General features: G+C 64.7%; 14 protein-coding genes. 12 read left to right on the top strand and 2 right to left on the bottom strand.

What is annotated here, in order from left to right:
- Positions 1–32: 32 nt before the first annotated feature.
- From ACYQ8E_RS15950 to ACYQ8E_RS15940, 3 genes are all read left to right on the top strand, one after another.
- Positions 33–1892 (top strand): AMP-dependent synthetase/ligase, encoded by a 1860-nt coding sequence (locus ACYQ8E_RS15950; protein ID WP_066724905.1) that lies wholly within the window; start codon positions 33–35, stop codon positions 1890–1892.
- Positions 1893–1967: 75 nt separating this feature from the next.
- A complete protein-coding gene (locus ACYQ8E_RS15945; RefSeq protein WP_157471766.1) occupies positions 1968–3581 on the top strand; it encodes a HEAT repeat domain-containing protein in 1614 nt (537 codons plus the stop codon).
- A gap of 2 nt (positions 3582–3583) precedes the next feature.
- The gene (locus ACYQ8E_RS15940; RefSeq protein WP_066724899.1) at positions 3584–4921 is read left to right on the top strand and encodes an HD-GYP domain-containing protein; all 1338 of its coding nucleotides are present in this window, start codon (positions 3584–3586) and stop codon (positions 4919–4921) included.
- 89 nt (positions 4922–5010) lie between these two features.
- Here the strand turns inward: ACYQ8E_RS15940 and ACYQ8E_RS15935 are convergent, their stop codons facing one another.
- Positions 5011–5577, bottom strand: coding sequence for a HEAT repeat domain-containing protein (locus ACYQ8E_RS15935; RefSeq protein ID WP_082820178.1), 567 nt, complete (start codon positions 5575–5577; stop codon positions 5011–5013).
- A gap of 155 nt (positions 5578–5732) precedes the next feature.
- Positions 5733–6194 (bottom strand): single-stranded DNA-binding protein, encoded by a 462-nt coding sequence (locus ACYQ8E_RS15930; protein WP_157471764.1) that lies wholly within the window; start codon positions 6192–6194, stop codon positions 5733–5735.
- Between the two features lie 183 nt (positions 6195–6377).
- On the opposite strand from ACYQ8E_RS15930, the gene ACYQ8E_RS15925 reads away from it, so the two are divergent.
- The 9 genes from ACYQ8E_RS15925 (at position 6378) to ACYQ8E_RS15885 (ending at position 17002) form a co-directional block, all read left to right on the top strand.
- The gene (locus ACYQ8E_RS15925) at positions 6378–7334 is read left to right on the top strand and encodes an IS1595 family transposase (RefSeq protein WP_066723323.1); all 957 of its coding nucleotides are present in this window, start codon (positions 6378–6380) and stop codon (positions 7332–7334) included.
- Between the two features lie 72 nt (positions 7335–7406).
- The gene (locus tag ACYQ8E_RS15920; RefSeq protein WP_066724894.1) at positions 7407–8123 is read left to right on the top strand and encodes a lysophospholipid acyltransferase family protein; all 717 of its coding nucleotides are present in this window, start codon (positions 7407–7409) and stop codon (positions 8121–8123) included.
- 34 nt (positions 8124–8157) lie between these two features.
- Positions 8158–9870 carry a ribonuclease J gene (locus ACYQ8E_RS15915; RefSeq protein ID WP_459861408.1) on the top strand — a complete coding sequence of 571 codons (1713 nt, stop codon included), beginning with the start codon at positions 8158–8160 and terminating at the stop codon, positions 9868–9870.
- 70 nt (positions 9871–9940) lie between these two features.
- Positions 9941–10732, top strand: a complete 792-nt coding sequence (locus ACYQ8E_RS15910) for an undecaprenyl-diphosphate phosphatase (protein WP_066724886.1) — start codon at positions 9941–9943, stop codon at positions 10730–10732.
- Between the two features lie 49 nt (positions 10733–10781).
- Positions 10782–13067, top strand: coding sequence for a DNA translocase FtsK (locus ACYQ8E_RS15905; protein ID WP_066724883.1), 2286 nt, complete (start codon positions 10782–10784; stop codon positions 13065–13067).
- 214 nt (positions 13068–13281) lie between these two features.
- On the top strand, positions 13282–14046 hold the full coding sequence (gene larB / locus ACYQ8E_RS15900) for a nickel pincer cofactor biosynthesis protein LarB (RefSeq protein WP_066724879.1): 765 nt from the start codon (positions 13282–13284) through the stop codon (positions 14044–14046).
- Entirely contained in the window at positions 14043–15230 is a 1188-nt protein-coding gene (gene larC, locus ACYQ8E_RS15895) for a nickel pincer cofactor biosynthesis protein LarC (RefSeq protein ID WP_066724876.1), read from the top strand. The genes larB and larC overlap by 4 nt, the downstream gene beginning before the upstream one ends.
- Positions 15231–15265: 35 nt before the next feature.
- Positions 15266–15724, top strand: a complete 459-nt coding sequence (locus ACYQ8E_RS15890; protein WP_066724873.1) for a phosphatidylglycerophosphatase A family protein — start codon at positions 15266–15268, stop codon at positions 15722–15724.
- A gap of 33 nt (positions 15725–15757) precedes the next feature.
- Positions 15758–17002 (top strand): CinA family nicotinamide mononucleotide deamidase-related protein, encoded by a 1245-nt coding sequence (locus tag ACYQ8E_RS15885; protein WP_066724870.1) that lies wholly within the window; start codon positions 15758–15760, stop codon positions 17000–17002.
- Position 17003: the final 1 nt, after the last annotated feature.

Raw genomic sequence — 17003 nt, 5'->3', positions numbered from 1 at the left:
AGACCGCCCGGAGCGGTGGAAAGGAGTTGGCCATGCAAAAATCCATTCCAGCGATGGTCAGGGAGCGCTGCCAGAAACATCCGGAAAAAACTGTCCTGCGCCGCAAGGACCAGGGCCATTACCGCGATATCAGCTGGCAGGCCATGGGCGAGCAGGTCGATGCCTGCGGGCGCAGCCTGCTGGCATCGGGGATAGAGCCCGGCGACCGGGTGGCGATCATGGCCCGCAACTGCCCGGAATGGGTCTATGCCGACCTCGGCGCTCTCAGCGCTGGGGCGGTCACCGTCCCGGTTTACCACACCGAAGGGCTGGACGCCCTGGAACATATCCTTGCCGATTCCGGCAGCCGGGTCCTGTTTCTGCAGTCGCCCTTGACGGCAGCGGACCTCGAAACGCGCCTGGAGCATCTGCCCGGGCTTGAGCTGGTCATTCTGCTGGAGGGGAGCCTCCCTCACCCGCGAATTGTTACGCTGAAGGAATTCCTCGCCCGTGGCTCGGAAATTGACGCTGCCGCCCTGGAAGCCCGCCTGGAGAAGCTGACGCCCGGGGATCTGGCGACCTTGGTCTACACTTCGGGGACGACCGGTCCGCCCAAAGGCGCCATGCTGACCCACGAAAACATCCTTTCCAATGTCCGCGCGGCGGTCTCGGTCTTTCCCATCAACGACGAGGACGTCAGCCTCTCCTTCCTTCCCCTGTCGCACGTCTTTGAACGGGTCGACGGCTATTACCTGATGCTCCACCAGGGGGCCGTCATCGCCTATGCGGAGAGCATCGACACGGTGCCGCTCAACCTCACCGAGGTGCAACCGACGGTGGTCATCAGCGTTCCGCGTCTCTACGAGAAGATGTTCGCCCGGGTCATGGAACGGGTTCTCAATGGTCCCTGGCTGAAGAAGCAGCTCTTTTTCGGGGCGGTCAAGATTGGGCGCCAATACACCACAAGGCAACTCGCCGGCGAAACAAAGGGGTTCCTGCTCGAAACCGGCATGGCCCTCGCCCGCAAGGCGGTTTTCAGCAAGCTGCAGGAACGCCTCGGCGGCCGGCTGCGCTTTTTCATCTCCGGCGGGGCGCCGCTGATGCGGAATATTGCTGAATTTTTCCTTGCCGCCGACATTCCGATCTACGAAGGGTACGGCCTGACCGAAACCGCCGCCGGCATTGCCGTCAACACCCCCGAAAAGATGCGTCTTGGCACCGTCGGTCGCCCCCTGCCGGGAATCGAGCTGAAGATTGCCGCGGACGGTGAGATCCTGGCACGGGGCCCGGGGGTCTTCGGAGGCTACTGGAACCGCGCGGAGTTGACCCGGGACGCCTTCCGGGACGGCTGGTTCTGCACCGGGGATATTGGCGAACTCGATGGCGACGGCTTTCTTGCCATCACCGACCGCAAAAAGGACCTCATCGTTACGGCGGGCGGGGAGAATATCGCCCCGCAGAACCTTGAAAACCGTTTCAAGAGCGACAAGTACCTGGCGAATGCCATGGTTTACGGCGACGGCAAACCATTTTTGACCGCCCTGCTGGTGCCGAATTTTGAAAATCTGGAGAAATACGCCGACTACAAGAAGATTGACTATCTTAACCACTGCGATCTGGTCAGCCACCCGCGAATTCTCGACCTGATTCGCCGCCGGATCGACCAGATGCAGGCCGAGCTGCCGAGCTTTAAACGGGTCAAGCGTTTTACCCTGATTTCCCGGGATTTTTCGGCGGAAGAAGGGGAGGTGACGCCTACCCTGAAGATCAAGCGCAAGGCGATCCGGGACCACTTTGACAAGGTCCTCGAAGGGATGTACCAGGCCAGTGATCACGGCAGTCACGACAGTGGTTTTTGTATCATCGCCGACACCCCGGGCGAAGCGCAGCCCCCCGGGAAGCAGACGCGCTGAAAGGCATTTACAAGCCGGAACTCAAACGCTATCTTGTAGGGAATTTTCAGGATTCACCCCTTGCAGGAGGAGCGCGTGAGCGACCCGAACCAGCCAGAGCAGCCGAAAGTTATGGAGAACGCCCTGCGCGGCCTGGTCAAGCTGATCAAGGCGGTCCAGTATTATCCGCCGTCGCATCCGACGCTGAAGGCTGCCGCGGCGGAATGCCTGGAAGGTTTCGCTCCGCTCTTTACCGCAGGTGAGCCCAGCACCTGCACTATCCGCAAGGAAGGCTTCTTCCTCGGCGAAAATGCGGTCGGCCGGCAAAATCCGATTCTCGACAAACTGGCCCAGTTCCTCTTTACCCGACGTATTCACACCCTCCTGCTCCTGCCCGACCTGAATGGTGAAGACCTCCGCGGTTTCGCCCGCGGCCTGACCCTCGACGCGCGGGAGCTGCTGAAACTCGGTGGTATCCAGGAGGTGCTGGCCAAGGCCCTGGTTGCGACGATCTGGGTCAACGAAGTCGACCTGAAAAGTGTCCTCGCCCGCAAGGAAGAGATCGAGGCCGAAAAACTCGCCCATCCCGGCGGCGAAGAGGGCGCGGAAGACACGGAGTACGCCGAGGGGACCGATGAGGGAGTCGGGGGAAAAGAGAACAGCGCCGAGGAACGCAACCTCGCCCGGGTGCTGGAAGAGCTGAAGCAGGAGACTGGCGACCAGCGCTATCGCTACCTGCTCCAGGAACTGGCGCCCCTGGTTCATCTCAACCTGACCGACAGCGCCCGCTACCTGATCCTCGACGCCCTGACCCTGCTCGCCAGCAACGCCGGTGACCCGGGGTTGAGTGCGGCTCGCCAGGAGTTCTCGGCCCAGGCCCTTACCCAGCTCGCGACCGAAGATGTCCTCGACTTCCTGGTGACCATCCTCTGCAGTGCCGATGCCGAGGAAGGCCGCGATGCCGGCGCGGACGACAGGGAACTGGTCCTGGAAATCCTGGTCTCCCTGCAGGGCAAACTGGTGGTCTGGCGACTGATGGACCACCTTGCCCAGGAGAGTGACAGCCGGGTGCGAAAAATTCTGACCGAGGCCTTGCTGCGCCAGGGCCCGGCCGCGATCCCGATCCTCCAGGAGCATCTCGGGGACGAACGCTGGTTCGTGGTCCGCAATGCCGTCGCCATCCTCGGCGAACTGCGCGACCAGGAAGCGACGGCGGGGCTGAAGCCCCTCCTCAAGCACAAGGATGTGCGGGTACGCCGGGAGACAATCCGTTCGCTGACCAAGATCGGCGGCCAGTCGGCCGTCGGCATCCTGCTGCGAACCGTCGAAGAGGGGGACCCGGACTTGCGCCGGCAGGCTCTCCTCTCCCTGGGCGCGATGAAGAACCAGGCCGCGGTTCCGACCCTGTTGCGCCTGGTGGCGGAGCCGGATCCGATGCAGAATCGCACCGAGGTCAAGAAGGAAGCGCTCAAGGCGTTGGGGGAAATCGGCTCCAGCCTGGCGGTGCCGGTCCTGGTCGAGATATTGGGCCAGCGCAAACTCTGGCGCCGGTCGCTGCACAACGAACTGCGGGCGGCCGCGGCCGCCGCCCTTGGCGAAATCGGCGACCCAACGACCGCGGATCTTCTCACCGCGACGACCAATGACCGCGCGGCGATCGTGGTGCGGGCGGCAACCCAGGCCCTCAAACAGATCCGCAGGGGAGAGTAGGAATGGAATTTGATCTGCCGCAAAAGGTCGTTCAGGGACTGGCCGGTGCCATCAAGGGCCTGCGTCTCTATCCGGCACAACATCCGGCGATCCAGCGCCAGTTCGAGGCGCTGCAGACCAATTTCTACGCCGCCTTTACCGATGCGGACAGTCTGCGCCTCGGCCTGCTCGAAGGAAGTCTCTTTTTCGGTGAGATGCTCTTCACGGACGAGCTGCCAGCAGCCCAGGAGCTCACCCGCCTGTTCACCCAGCTCGAACTCGATGGCCTCGAATTCCGCAAGGGTCTGTCGACCCCCGATCTTAACGTCCTGGCCACCCTGCTCGATGGTGCCGCGCTGAAGGGGGAAGCGTTTGCCGCCGAGCTCCAGGCCCGGGGTATCGAGCATATTCACGCGGTGGTGGCCCGAACCAGCGACGAACCGCCCGTCGACCGCGCACCGCGCAAGGTCTACAGCAGGGCGCTGAAGGTGGTCGACTCGGTTTTCGAGGATGTGCGCCTCGGGAAGATCCCCTCCTCGGCGGAAGCCCGCGAAGTGGTGCGGGAGATGGCACGCCTGACCCTCACCGACCCCCACGCCCTCTTCGCCCTCTCCATGCTCAAGGACTACGACAACTACACCTTCACCCATTCGGTCAACGTTTCGGTCATCGCGCTGGCGGTCGGCCGGGCCTGCGGCCTGGGCGAGGAGGAGCTGCGCACCCTGGGACTCGGCGGCCTGCTGCACGACCTCGGCAAGCTCAAGATAGACATCTCTATCATTAACAAGCCGGGGCGGCTCACGGAAGAAGAGTTTGACCAGATTCGCAAACACCCCCGCACCGGTGCCGACATCGTTGCGGAGATGGAGGGGGTCACCGCCGGCGTCATTGACATTGTGCTCGGCCATCACCTGCATTACAACCGCAAAGGCTATCCCGCCGATGCCCGTGGCCGTGCCGTTTCCCCGCTCGCCGACATGGCGGCTATCGCCGATTCCTACGATGCGATGACTACCCTGCGTTCCTACCAGCAGCCAGTAACTCCGCGCAAGGCGATCAAGATGCTGCGCGAAGTCACCGGCACCATTCTTCATCCCGATTTCGTCGAGAAATTCATCGCATCCCTCGGCTCCTATCCGGTCGGAACCCTGGTGCGCCTCAACAGCAATGAGATCGGGCTGGTCGTCCGGGTCGGAATCGACTGCCCCGACGACGTCCAGTTGAAAATTCTCTTTGACAGCGACGGCGAGCCCCTCGACGATCCGCTGCTGATGGAACTCTCCAGCGACAACGCCAGACGTATCGTCGCCGAAGTCGACCCCTTCGTGCGCGGCATCGATGTCACCGATTACTTCGAATAGGCAGTAAAAACGCCTGGGGGCACACAGACAGAGACGGCCGGGGAACTTTCCCCGGCCGTCTCGATGTGAACCAGCTTTTCGCGCTCAGATCAGATTTCGAGCTGTCCCAGGGCGCGCGCCGCTTCGCGGCGGATTGCCGGCCGGGAGTCTTCGAGCATGGCAAAGAGCACGGCTTCGCCCTCCGGAGCGCCGATCATGCCGATGGCGCGCAGGGCGCTTTTGACCAGCTCCTCGTCCTGCGCAGTCAGCAGTTTGGCCAGATAGGGGACCAGCCGCCGGTCACCGAACTTGCCAAGAGCCTCGGCCGTATGCACCCGGACGGCAGGATGGGGATCACGCAGATGTCTGACCAGCTGCGGCAGCGTCTTTGGATTCTGCTTGCGTCCGAGAACCTGAACCGCTGCGGCCCGCAAGTCTTCGTCCTTGTCAGCGAGGGCAGTCAGCAGCGGCGGAAAAACCTGACTGCTGTTGATCCGCTCGAGGGCGTAAACCGCGCGCACCCGCTGGCCACGGTTGTCACCTGCCAGAACAGCAATGACCTGGTCGAGAGCAAGGGCCGACTCCAGCCGTTCCAGGGCGTCGGCTGCGGCAAACCGCACCCCCTCGTCGCTGTCGTTCAACGCTGCCCTGAGTCGCTCTTTACGTGTTCCCAGCATACCCGCGGTCTGTCTCTGGACGCTCAGCCGGACAAGGCCGATCCGGCTCGGTTGGAAACAAGGGACCTGATTGCAAATACATCCCGCCGTCGTCGACGGCAACAGGGGGCGTAGGGAGACCACACCCGCAGCAGCGTCGCCGCGCCTGACCTGGATCAGAACGGAATGTCGTCATCCGGATTGAACGGGGGATCACTGAAGTCGTCGGCGGCCGGACGCGAGCCCCCCCCCTGCCCCTGGGCGGGGCGCCGGCTCTCGCCGCCGCGGGACGGTTGCCCGCTGTCATCGCCGGCCCGGCCCAGCATCTGCATCTGGTCGGCGACGATCTCGGTCATATAGCGTTTGTTGCCGTCGCGGTCGTCATAGCTGCGGGTCTGGATTTTCCCCTCGATGTAAACCTGCTTCCCCTTGTGGAGAAACTTGCCGCAGATCTCGGCGAGCTGCCGCCAGGCCACGATATTGTGCCATTCGGTCTTTTCCTGCATCTCGCCGTTCTTGTCCTTGTAACGGTCGCTGGTGGCGAGCGAAAAGGTCGCCACCGCCACCCCGGCCGGGGTGTAGCGCAGTTCCGGATCCTTGCCGAGATTGCCTACCAGAATCACCTTGTTGACCGACATGATGGTGCCCTCCCTCGTCGTGCTTGGAATGGGCACGAGTCTAGCGGAAATAGCCGATACTGTAAAGATGATTAAGGAAAAAGGTTCCTGATTAGGTCTGATTCTCAGCTATGACACATTCTGTCGCACAGGGAGCATAGAGTTTGGCCATGGAACTCATGAATAACAAGGAGGTTAGCATCCATGGCCATCAATCGTATCCAGTTCCAACCGGGGCTGAGCTTGGCTGATTTTCTCAAAGACTATGGTACGGAGGCCCAATGCGAGGCGATCCTTGAGCACTCGCGCTGGCCCCAAGGATTTGTCTGTCCAGCATGCGGTGCAAGCCGCGCGGTCCAGTTTCGGCGAGGACGGTCGAACATCTTCCAGTGCTGTCGCTGCCGCAAACAGATCTCGCTGATCTCCGGAACGATTTTCCATGGGAGCAATCTGCCGCTGACCCAGTGGTTTCTGGCCCTCTACTTCATGACACAAGGCAAGTCCGGCCTGTCGATGCTGGAGTTGAGACGAATGCTGGGTTTGAGCTACAAAGCGGCTTGGCGGCTCAAGCACAAGCTCATGCAGGCGATGTTCGAGCGCGAAGAGACAACGGTTCTGGCCCAGCGGGTCGAGATCGACGACGCCTACTTGGGCGGGGAACGCTCCGGCGGTAAGGTTGGTCGCGGTTCGGAGAACAAAGTTCCCTTCATTGCGGCAGTGGAGACCAGTCACGAGGGCCATCCGCTGCGAGCTGTTTTTAGCCGGGTGACGACCTTCAGCAGCCATGACGTTGATCAATGGGCCAAGAATCACTTGGCACCGACGGCGCTGGTCGTTTCTGATGGCCTGAATTGCTTCCGCGCCGTCACCAAGACTGGGTGCTACCATCAGCGAAAGGTGGTTGGTGATCAACGCAGAAGTACCGACATGGGCTGCTTCCACTGGATCAACACCATCCTGGGCAATCTTAAGACGGCCATGGCCGGAACGTATCATGCGTTTGACTTCGACAAATATGCGCATCGCTATCTGGCCGAGTTTCAGTACCGGTTCAACCGGCGGTTCGATCTGCGCAGCATGCTGCCAAGACTGCTGTTCGCCTGTGTCTCAATCGGCAAGCGGCCCGAGGCCTGGCTTCGCCGAGCTGAGAATTGGACCTAATCAGGAAAAGGTTTGACTGCTTCCGGCAACTTCCCTAGACTGTTTGCTTTCCAGCGCAAGGAGTTGCCGCCGATGCTGCGGACGACTGTTTTTTGGGCCCTGTTCCTGCCGCTGACCCTTCTCGTGATCCTGGCGGGACTGCCGGCATCGTTGTTCAGCCCCGACTACCTGCACAACTGCGGACGGTTCTGGGGCCGGGCCGCCCTGCGCCTGGCCGGCACCCGGCTTCAGGTCAACGGCCAGGAGCACCTTCCGGTCGGGCAGCCGGTAATCTACATGGCCAACCACCAGAGCCAGTTCGATATCCTGGCGCTCTTTGCCGGGATTCCCGGCCAGTTTCGCTGGCTCGCCAAGGCCGAACTCTTCCGCATTCCCCTCTTCGGGCTGGCGATGCTCCGCGCCGGCTATATCCCGGTCAACCGTGGCAACCGCCGGGAGGCGATGCAGAGCATGACCGCCGCCGCCCGCCGCATTGCCAGCGGCACCTCGGTAGTGGTCTTCCCGGAAGGAACCCGCTCCGACGATGGCCAACTCCTGCCGCTGAAAAAGGGTGGTTTTCTCCTCGCCATCCACTCCCAGGTGCCGATTGTTCCTATCGCCATCCACAACAGCGGGCGTCTGCTCCCCAAGGGGAGCCGCATCCTGCGGCCTGGCAAAATCCAGATCGAGATCCTGCCTGCCATCCCGACCACCGGGCTGCGCAGCGCGGCCAGCGAAGAGCTGAGCATGCAGGTTCGCCAAGCGCTGGAAGCGGCCCTCGCGCGGGGCGCCGACCGCTTTGCCTTCTGATGCGACGGGTCGCCTGCCACGCCAGAGGAGTCCTGTGACCGAACTCCACCCCAAACACAAAAGCCACTCCGAACTCGCTCCCCTCGCGAGCGGAGCGGTTCGCATTCTTGCGCTTGGCGGCCTCGGCGAAATCGGCCTCAACCTGCTGGTGGTCGAAGCGGAGGGGGCCCTGCTGATCGTCGATTGCGGCCTGATGTTCCCCGAGGCCGCGATGCTCGGCGTCGACCTGGTCCTGCCCGACGTTGCCGTCCTGGCACCGCGCAGCGCCGACATCGTGGCGATTCTCCTCACCCACGGCCACGAGGACCACATTGGCGCCCTCCCCTTCCTCCTCGGCCAGCTCGGCTACCCACCGATCTACGGCACGCCGCTGACCCTCGGCCTGGTCGAGGGAAAACTGGAGGAGCACGGCATCCGTGGTCACGCCCGGCTGCACCAGGTCGAACTGCGGCAACCCTTCTCCCTCGGCCCTTTCGCCATCGAGTTTTTTCGCGCCGCCCATTCGATCGTCGACGGTGCCGGCCTGAGTATCGGCACCCCGGCCGGGCGCATTGTCCATACCGGGGACTTCAAGCTCGACCCGACCCCGGTTGATGGTCAGCCGACCGACCTGGCCCGGCTCGCCGCCTACGGCGAGGAAGGGGTCCTGCTCCTGCTGGCCGACTCGACCAACGTCGAGCGGGAAGGGTTCACCCTCAGCGAGCGGGTCGTTGGTGAGGCATTTGCCGAGATCCTCCCCGGCTGCAGCGGCAAGGTCATCGTCGCCACCTTCTCCTCCAACATCCACCGCATCCAGCAGGTTGCCGACGCCGCCCGTGCCAGCGGCCGTCGGCTGCTGGTCAACGGCCGCAGCATGCTGCAGAATATCGCTATCGCATGCAGGCTCGGCTACCTGCATATCGCCGACGAGGACTTCATCGACCTGCGGCAACTGGAACAGCTTCCCCCGGAAGAGGTCCTGATCCTGACCACCGGCAGCCAGGGCGAACCGCTCTCCGCCCTGGTGCGCATTGCCACCGACGACCACAAACAGATCCATATCGAACCCGGGGACACGGTGATCCTCTCCTCCAAGTTCATCCCCGGCAACGAGAAGGCGATCAGCGAGTTGATCAACCACCTCTACCGGCGCGGCGCCGAGGTCTTTTACGAGACCACCAGCGAGGTCCATGTCTCCGGCCATGCCGCCCAGGAGGAGCTGAAGCTGGTCCTGGGCCTGGTCCGGCCACACTTTTTCGTGCCGGTCCATGGCGAGTATCGCCACCTGGTCCGCCACGCCCGCCTCGCCCGGCAGACCGGGGTCGCCGCGGAGCGGGTTTTTGTCCTCGAGAATGGCGAGCCACTGGTCCTTTCGCCCAATGGCCATCGCCACGAGCCAAGGGTCGAATGTGGCCGGATCTTTGTCGACGGCAAGGGGGTCGGTGATGTCGGCGCGATGGAACTGCGCGACCGCCGCCACCTGGCCAACCACGGCATGGTGGTGGTCCTTCTGGCCCTCAGCCAAAAGGACGGCCGGCTCGTCTACGGCCCCGAGTTGCTGACCCGCGGCTTTGTCCCTGAAGGGGAAAGCGGTGACTATCTCGACCAGGCCCGCCGGGTGGTGGAGGAGATGCTCGCCGAACACAGCCTGGCCGCCTTGGCCGATCGTGAAGAACTGCGTATTGAAGTCCGCAAGACCCTGCGCCGGTTTTTCAACCGCACCATCGAAAGGCGCCCCCTGATCCTGCCGGTGATCATGGAACTGTAAACCGGTTTTGCGTTCTACGGCCTGCGTTAAACTCAAAACTCAAAACTCAAAACTCAAAACGGATTTCATCATGACCCTTGCCCAATCCCTGCTCCTCGGCCTGCTCCAGGGAGTAACCGAATTCCTGCCGGTCTCCTCCTCCGGACATCTGGCCATCGTCCAGCACCTGCTGCCGGGGTTTTCCCAGCCCGGGGTCTTCTTCGATGTCCTTCTCCACCTCGCCACCATGCTCGCGGTGGTCCTCTATTTTCGCCGTGACCTCTTTGCCCTGGCGCGTTCGCCGCTGCGGCGCGACCAGGCCGATCGCGACCACTTCCGGATTCTGCTCCTGCTGCTGCTCGCCTCGCTGCCGACCGCCGTCATCGGCCTGGCCGGCAAGGATTTTTTCGAGGGGCTCTTCACCAACCTCCCGGTGGTGGGGCTGATGCTGCTCGTCACCGGCAGTCTCCTCTTCGTCGCCGCCCGCTACCAGCGCCCCGGCCGCCTGCAGCCGGAATTGCGAGTCAGCGATGCGCTCTGGGTCGGAACCGTCCAGGGGCTGGCCATTATCCCCGGCATTTCCCGTTCGGGGTCGACCATCGCCACCCTGCTGCTCAAGGGGGTGGATGGCGAAACCGCCGCCCGCTTCTCCTTCCTCCTTGCGTTGCCGGCGGTCCTTGGCGCCGCCCTCCTCTCGCTGCGCGATCTCCATGCCGTCCCGACCGGTCAGCTGCCGATCTACTTTGCCGGCGCCGCTGCTGCTTTCGCCGCCGGGCTCGCCTCCATCCATCTCCTGCTCGGCGTCATCCGCCAGCGCCGGCTGACGCTTTTCGCCATCTACTGCTGGGGGCTCGGCGGGCTGGTATTTTGGCTCACAATATGAGAGGATTGCCCGGGCTCCCGAATTATCTGGAACGGATCGACCAACCGTGATGAACGAAGACGCCAAACCGCTATTCCGTGAACATCTAAGAAAAGAGATCGCCGGCGTCTTCTGGCTGGCGGTCGGTGCTTTTCTGCTTTTGGCCCTGGTCTCCTATCACGGCAGTGACCCCTCCTTCAACAACAACCTCCACCCGCAGACGGTGCGCAATTTCGGCGGCGTCGTCGGCGCCCATCTCGCCGACCTCTTCTTCCAGGTCTGCGGCCTGCCGGCGCTGCTGATCCCCGGCGCCTGCCTCCTTCTCGCCTGGCGGCTTCTCAAATTCCGCGACATCAAGGTCCGGGCCTACAAGGTCGGCGCCTTTTTGCTGCTGCTGGTCTCCCTCGACGGGCTGATCGCCCTGCGCTGGCAGGAGGTGACCTTTGCCGGCCAGCCGATCGCCAAGGCCGGCGGCGCCATCGGCAGCCTGCTCGCCGACGCCCTGGTCAGTTACCTCAACATCACCGGTGCGGCGATCTTCCTTTCGGTCTTCTTCCTGGTCGGCGTCATGCTGGTGGCCCGCTTTTCGATGGTCCTCTTCCTCGAGGGGGTGCTGGCGCGCCTCGCCGGCTGGCTCGAACAGCGCCGGGAAGCGCGCCGGGCAAAAAAGGAACAGCGGGCCCGGGCCGCAGGGACTCGTCTCGACCACGCCCCGCTGATCGTCCAGCCCGAGCCGAAACCGCTGCTGCCGGCACCCAAGCCCCAGGCGAAGAAGAAAAAGAAGGACGAGACCGGCCCGCAGGAGACCTTCTCCTTCCTCGAACCGAGTGGCACCTACCACCGCCCGCTCCTCTCCCTGCTCGACCACGAAGGAGAGAGCCTGCGTCCCATCGACCGCGATTCGCTGATGATGCAGGCCAGGATTCTGGAGAAGAAGCTCAAGGACTTCAACGTCGAGGGGGAGGTGGTCGAGGTCAAGCCGGGACCGGTCGTCACCATGTACGAGTTCGCGCCGGCGCCGGGGGTCAAGGTGAGCAAGATCGCCGGCCTCTCCGACGACCTGACCATGGCCCTGAAGGCTCTTTCGATCCGCATCGTCGCGCCGATTCCGGGCCGCGGCGTGGTCGGCATCGAGATCCCCAACAAGGACCGGGAAACGGTCTGGCTCAAGGATATTCTCGACTCCGAAGAGTTCCAGAAGACTGGCGGCCGGCTGCCGATGGCGCTCGGCAAGGACATCTTCGGCCGCACCGTGGTCGCCGACCTCGCCAAGATGCCCCATGTCCTCGTCGCCGGCTCCACCGGCAGCGGCAAGTCGGTGTCGATCAACACCATGATCCTTTCGCTCCTCTACCGCGCCACCCCGGAGGATGTGCGCATCATCATGGTCGACCCGAAGATGCTCGAGCTCTCCATCTACGAAGGGATTCCGCACCTGCTGCTGCCGGTCGTCACCAATCCGAAGAAGGCCGCCCTCGCCCTCAACTGGGCGGTGCGCGAGATGGAGCGCCGCTACAAGCTGATGGCCGACAAGGGGGTACGCAACATCGACGGCTACAACAAGAAGCTGGCGCGGGAAGCGAAGGAAAAAGAGGAGCTGCGCAAGAAGGGGCAGGTGGTGATCGAGGCGATCGACCCCGACGAGGAGGAGTTGCCGGAGATCGAGCTCGCCGAGGGGGAGATCCTCGAGCATGGGCATCTGCCGTTTATCGTCGTCATTGTCGACGAACTGGCCGATCTGATGATGGTTGCCGGCCGCGAGATCGAGGAATCGATTGCCCGCCTCGCGCAGATGGCCCGGGCGTCGGGTATCCACCTGATCCTCGCCACCCAGCGCCCGTCGGTCGATGTCATCACCGGCCTGATCAAGGCCAACTTCCCGACCCGCATCTCCTTCAAGGTCTTCTCCCGCACCGACTCGCGCACCATCCTCGATTCGATGGGGGCCGAAACCCTGCTCGGCATGGGGGACATGCTCTACCTCCCCCCCGGAACCGGCGCCCTGCAACGGGTCCATGGCGCCTTCGTCTCCGAGCTGGAAGTGCAGCGGGTGGTCGACTTTCTCAAGAAGCAGGGGGAGCCCGAATACGACAAGTCGATCCTCGACCCCCCGCCGAGCAGTGATGGCGGCGGGTCAGGAGACGAGGAAGGGGACGACGAGAAGTGGGACGAGGCGCTGGCGCTGGTCGCCGAGACCCGCCAGGCATCGATCTCCATGCTGCAGCGCCGCCTGCGGGTCGGCTACAACCGCGCCGCGCGCATGATCGAAAAGATGGAGCAGGAAGGGGTCGTCGGCCCCTCCGACGGCACCAGCCGGCCGCGGGAGGTCTTCATCAACCGCATCCAGGCCCCGTAAGTCTGTTCCTCCTTTTCAGACTGCAAGCAGACAGCCCCTGCCATCTTCGGTGGGGGCTGTCTGCATTGACGCAATGGCAGTTTCCGGACAAGAAACCATTCCTGTGCTGGTGACAGGGCCGGTGCCGGGCCAGATCAATTGGGCCGATTTGGTCGTTGCAATCCCGGTCCAAGCTGATAGATTTGGACACTTGCAAAGCCAGACTGGACGGACCATGAATCAGAACGAATTGAAACAGCTCCTGGACGCTATTCGCAGCGGCGAACTGTCGGTGAACGCCGGGCTGGAGCAATTGCGCGCCCTCCCCTTCGCCGACCTCGGCGTGGCGCACATCGATCACCACCGGGAGTTGCGCCAGGGCGCGCCGGAGGTGATCCTCGGCCAAGGCAAGAGTCTTGCCCAACTGCGGACGATCATCGGTCACATGGCCGAGCGCCGACGCAACATCCTCGTCACCCGCCTCGACGCGGAGAAGGCCGCAGCCCTGCGGCAGGAGCACCCCGCGGCCGAGTACGACAGCGACGCCCGCACCTGGTGCCTGGTGCAAGCGCCGATCGCCCCGGTCGGCAGCGGCACGGTGCTGGTCGTCTGTGCCGGCACCTCCGACCTGCCGGTTGCCCGGGAGGCGGCGATCACCGCCCGGATGCTCGGCAACAGCGTGGAAGAGCTGGTCGATGTCGGCGTCGCCGGCATTCACCGCCTGCTGGCGCGCCAGGAGCTGTTGCAGCGGGCGGCGGTTATCATCGTCGTCGCCGGCATGGAGGGGGCCCTGCCGTCGGTGGTCGGTGGCATCGTCGCGGTGCCGGTGATCGCCGTCCCCACCTCCGTCGGCTACGGTGCGGCCTTCGCCGGCGTCGCCGCACTGCTCGGCATGCTCAATTCCTGCGCCAGCGGCGTTACCGTGGTCAATATCGACAACGGCTTCGGCGCCGCCTTCGCCGCCACCCGCATCAACCGCCTGGGGGGAGCCCGGGAATGAGCCTGCTCTACCTCGATCCCTTCTCCGGAATTTCCGGCGACATGTTCCTCGGCCTGCTGATCGATCTCGGCCTGACCGAGAACGAACTTCTCGCCGGCCTTGCCCCCCTTGCCCTGCCCGGCTGGCGCCTCGAATGCCGGCGCGAACAGCGTCGTGGTCTGGCCGGCAGCCGGGTCCTGGTCCATTGCGCCGAAGAAGACCAGCATCGCACCTGGGCCGGCATCGACCAACTGCTGACACAAGCCCCCCTCGATCCGCCGGTGCGCGACCTCGCCCGGCGCATCTTTCGCCGCCTCGGCAAAGCCGAGGCCAGGGTCCACGGCATCCCCCTCGAAAAGGTCCACTTCCACGAGGTCGGCGCCCTCGATTCGATCATCGACATCGTCGGCGCGGCCGTCGGCCTGACCCGGCTCGCGCCGCAACAGATCGTCTGCGCCCCCCTCCCCCTCCCCCTCGCCCACGGCCTCGTCGCGACCGGTCATGGACGCTACCCGCTGCCGGCGCCGGCCACCGCCGAACTGCTGCGCGGGGCGCCGATCACCAGCGGCGACTGCGCCCAGGAACTGGTCACGCCGACCGGGGCGGCGATCGTGGCCGAGGTCGCCCGCTTTGGCCCGATGCCGGCCATGACCCTGGAACGGATCGGCTACGGTGTCGGCAGCCGCGACCTCTCCGACCGGCCGAACCTGCTGCGCGGATTCCTCGGTACCCTGGAGAGCGGTGGCCTGGAGAGCGACGAAGTCACGGTCCTTGAGAGCCATCTCGACGACAGCAACCCCGAATGGCTGGGGGGGCTGCTGGAGCGACTGCTGGCCGCCGGCGCGCTCGATGCCGGCTTCGCGCCGCTGCAGATGAAGAAAAACCGGCCGGGCCTGCGCCTGACCGTGGTCGCGCCGCCGGAACTGGAGAGTGCCCTGGCCCGGCTGATTCTGCGCGAAAGCAGCGCCAGCGGCCTGCGTCTGCGCCGGGAACGCCGCCTCAAGTTGCACCGGGAGACCGCCAGCGTCGAAACCCTCCTCGGCACCGCCCGCATCAAGCTGCTCTACGAGGGGAGCGAGCTGTTGCGCATCACCCCCGAGTTCGAAAGCTGCCGCGAGCTGGCCGCCGCCAGCGGCACTCCGCTGCCGGCCGTCTACCGACAGGTTGAGCAGGCCGCCGCGGCCCGCTTCGAAAAACAGCCCTAACCCCGCACCGCGTCCCCTGGGAGCCGCCGAAGTCCATGCGCCGTTTCATCCTCTTTCTCTCCAGCAATGCCGGCCTCGGCTACGCCCCGGTCGCCTCGGGGACCTTCGGCACCCTCGCCGGGATCCCGGTCTTCTGGCTCCTCGCCGGCCTGCCGGCGCCGCTCTGGCTTCTCACCTGGTGCGCCCTGCTCGCCCTCGCCTGCTGGGTCGCCGAGGCGGCCGGGCGCATCTACGGAGTGACCGACGACGGCCGCATCGTCATCGACGAGTTGGTCGGCTACCTGGCCACCGTCGCCCTCCTCCCCTTCTCCTGGCCGGCGGCGCTCCTCGGCTTCTTCTGGTTCCGCCTCTTCGACGTTTTCAAGCCGCCGCCGGTCTCCTGGATCGACCGGCGCTGGAAGAACGGGGTCGGCGTGGTCTTCGACGATGTCATGGCGGGCCTCTACGCGGCGGCGGCGCTGCGCCTCACCTTGTCGGTGTTCGGGCTCGGCTGATGCCAGCGCACGATTGCAGCGAAGGGAAACCTCATGGGCCCTGATCTCGCCATCCTTACCATTGGCGACGAACTGCTAAATGGTGAGATTGCCGACACCAACACCCCGGCCATGGCCCGGCTCCTCGCTGACTACGGCTACCGGGTGCGGGAGCGCCTGAGTGTCGGCGACAGCGAAACGGCGATTGCCGATACCCTGCTGACTCTCGCCAGCCGCAACCAGGTGATTCTCGTCAGCGGCGGCCTCGGCCCGACCGCCGACGATTTGACCGCCCGCGGTGCCGCGCGTGCCTTTGGCCGTCGCCTGATCCTCAACGACGAAGCCCTGGCCCAGATCCGCGCCTGGTTCGACTCGCGGCGCAGCAGCATGCATACCGGGGACGAAAAGCAGGCGCTGCTGCCGCAAAAGGCGACCCTGCTTCCCAACCGCCAGGGGAGCGCTCCCGGTTTCCAGCTCCGGGAACGGGGACGGAGCCTTTACTTCCTGCCGGGGGTACCGGCCGAGATGATCGCCATGTTGCGGGAGGAAGTTCTCCCCCGGCTGGAGGCGGATCATCCCGGCGCCCCAGCGAGCCGGCAGCGGGTGCTGCGGCTCTTCGGCCTCGCCGAGCCGCGCTGTGAGGAGCTCCTGGCCGACAGCGGCCTCCCGGCGGGGATCGAACTGGCCTACGCGGTCGAGTTCCCCGAGGTCCTGGTCAAGCTCCGCGCGACCGGGGAAGATGCCGATGCCCGGCTCGATCGGGCCGAGGTTTGGGCGCGGCGGGCCTGCGACAGCTACCTTGTCGCCAGCGGTGAAGAGACCCTGGCCGGCAACGTCGCCCGCCTGCTGACCAATGCCGGACAGACCCTGGCGCTGGCCGAATCCTGCACCGGCGGCCTGGTCGCCAAGCTGCTGACCGACATCCCGGGCGCTTCCACCTTTTTCGAACGGGGCGCCGTGACCTACGCCAACAGCGCCAAGCAAGACTGGCTCGGCGTCCCGGAGACGATCCTCAACGGGCCGGGGGCGGTCAGCGCCGAGTGTGCCGAGGCGATGGCCCGCGGCCTGCGTCTTGCCGCCGGGACCGATCTCGCCCTGGCCATTACCGGCATCGCCGGGCCCGCGGGCGGCACCCCGGGAAAACCGGTGGGGACGGTCTTCATCGCCCTGGCCGGCGACGCCGGAGCTGCGGTCAACCGCTACCTCTTTCCCGGTGATCGCCAGGCGGTGCGCACCTTAAGCGCCTACACGGCCCTCGACAGCCTGCGCCGCCATTTGATGGCAGTTGCGGCCGGCTGAA

The sequence above is a fragment of the Desulfuromonas carbonis genome (genome assembly GCF_054658035.1).
This window is presented reverse-complemented; position numbering and strand designations above follow the sequence as displayed.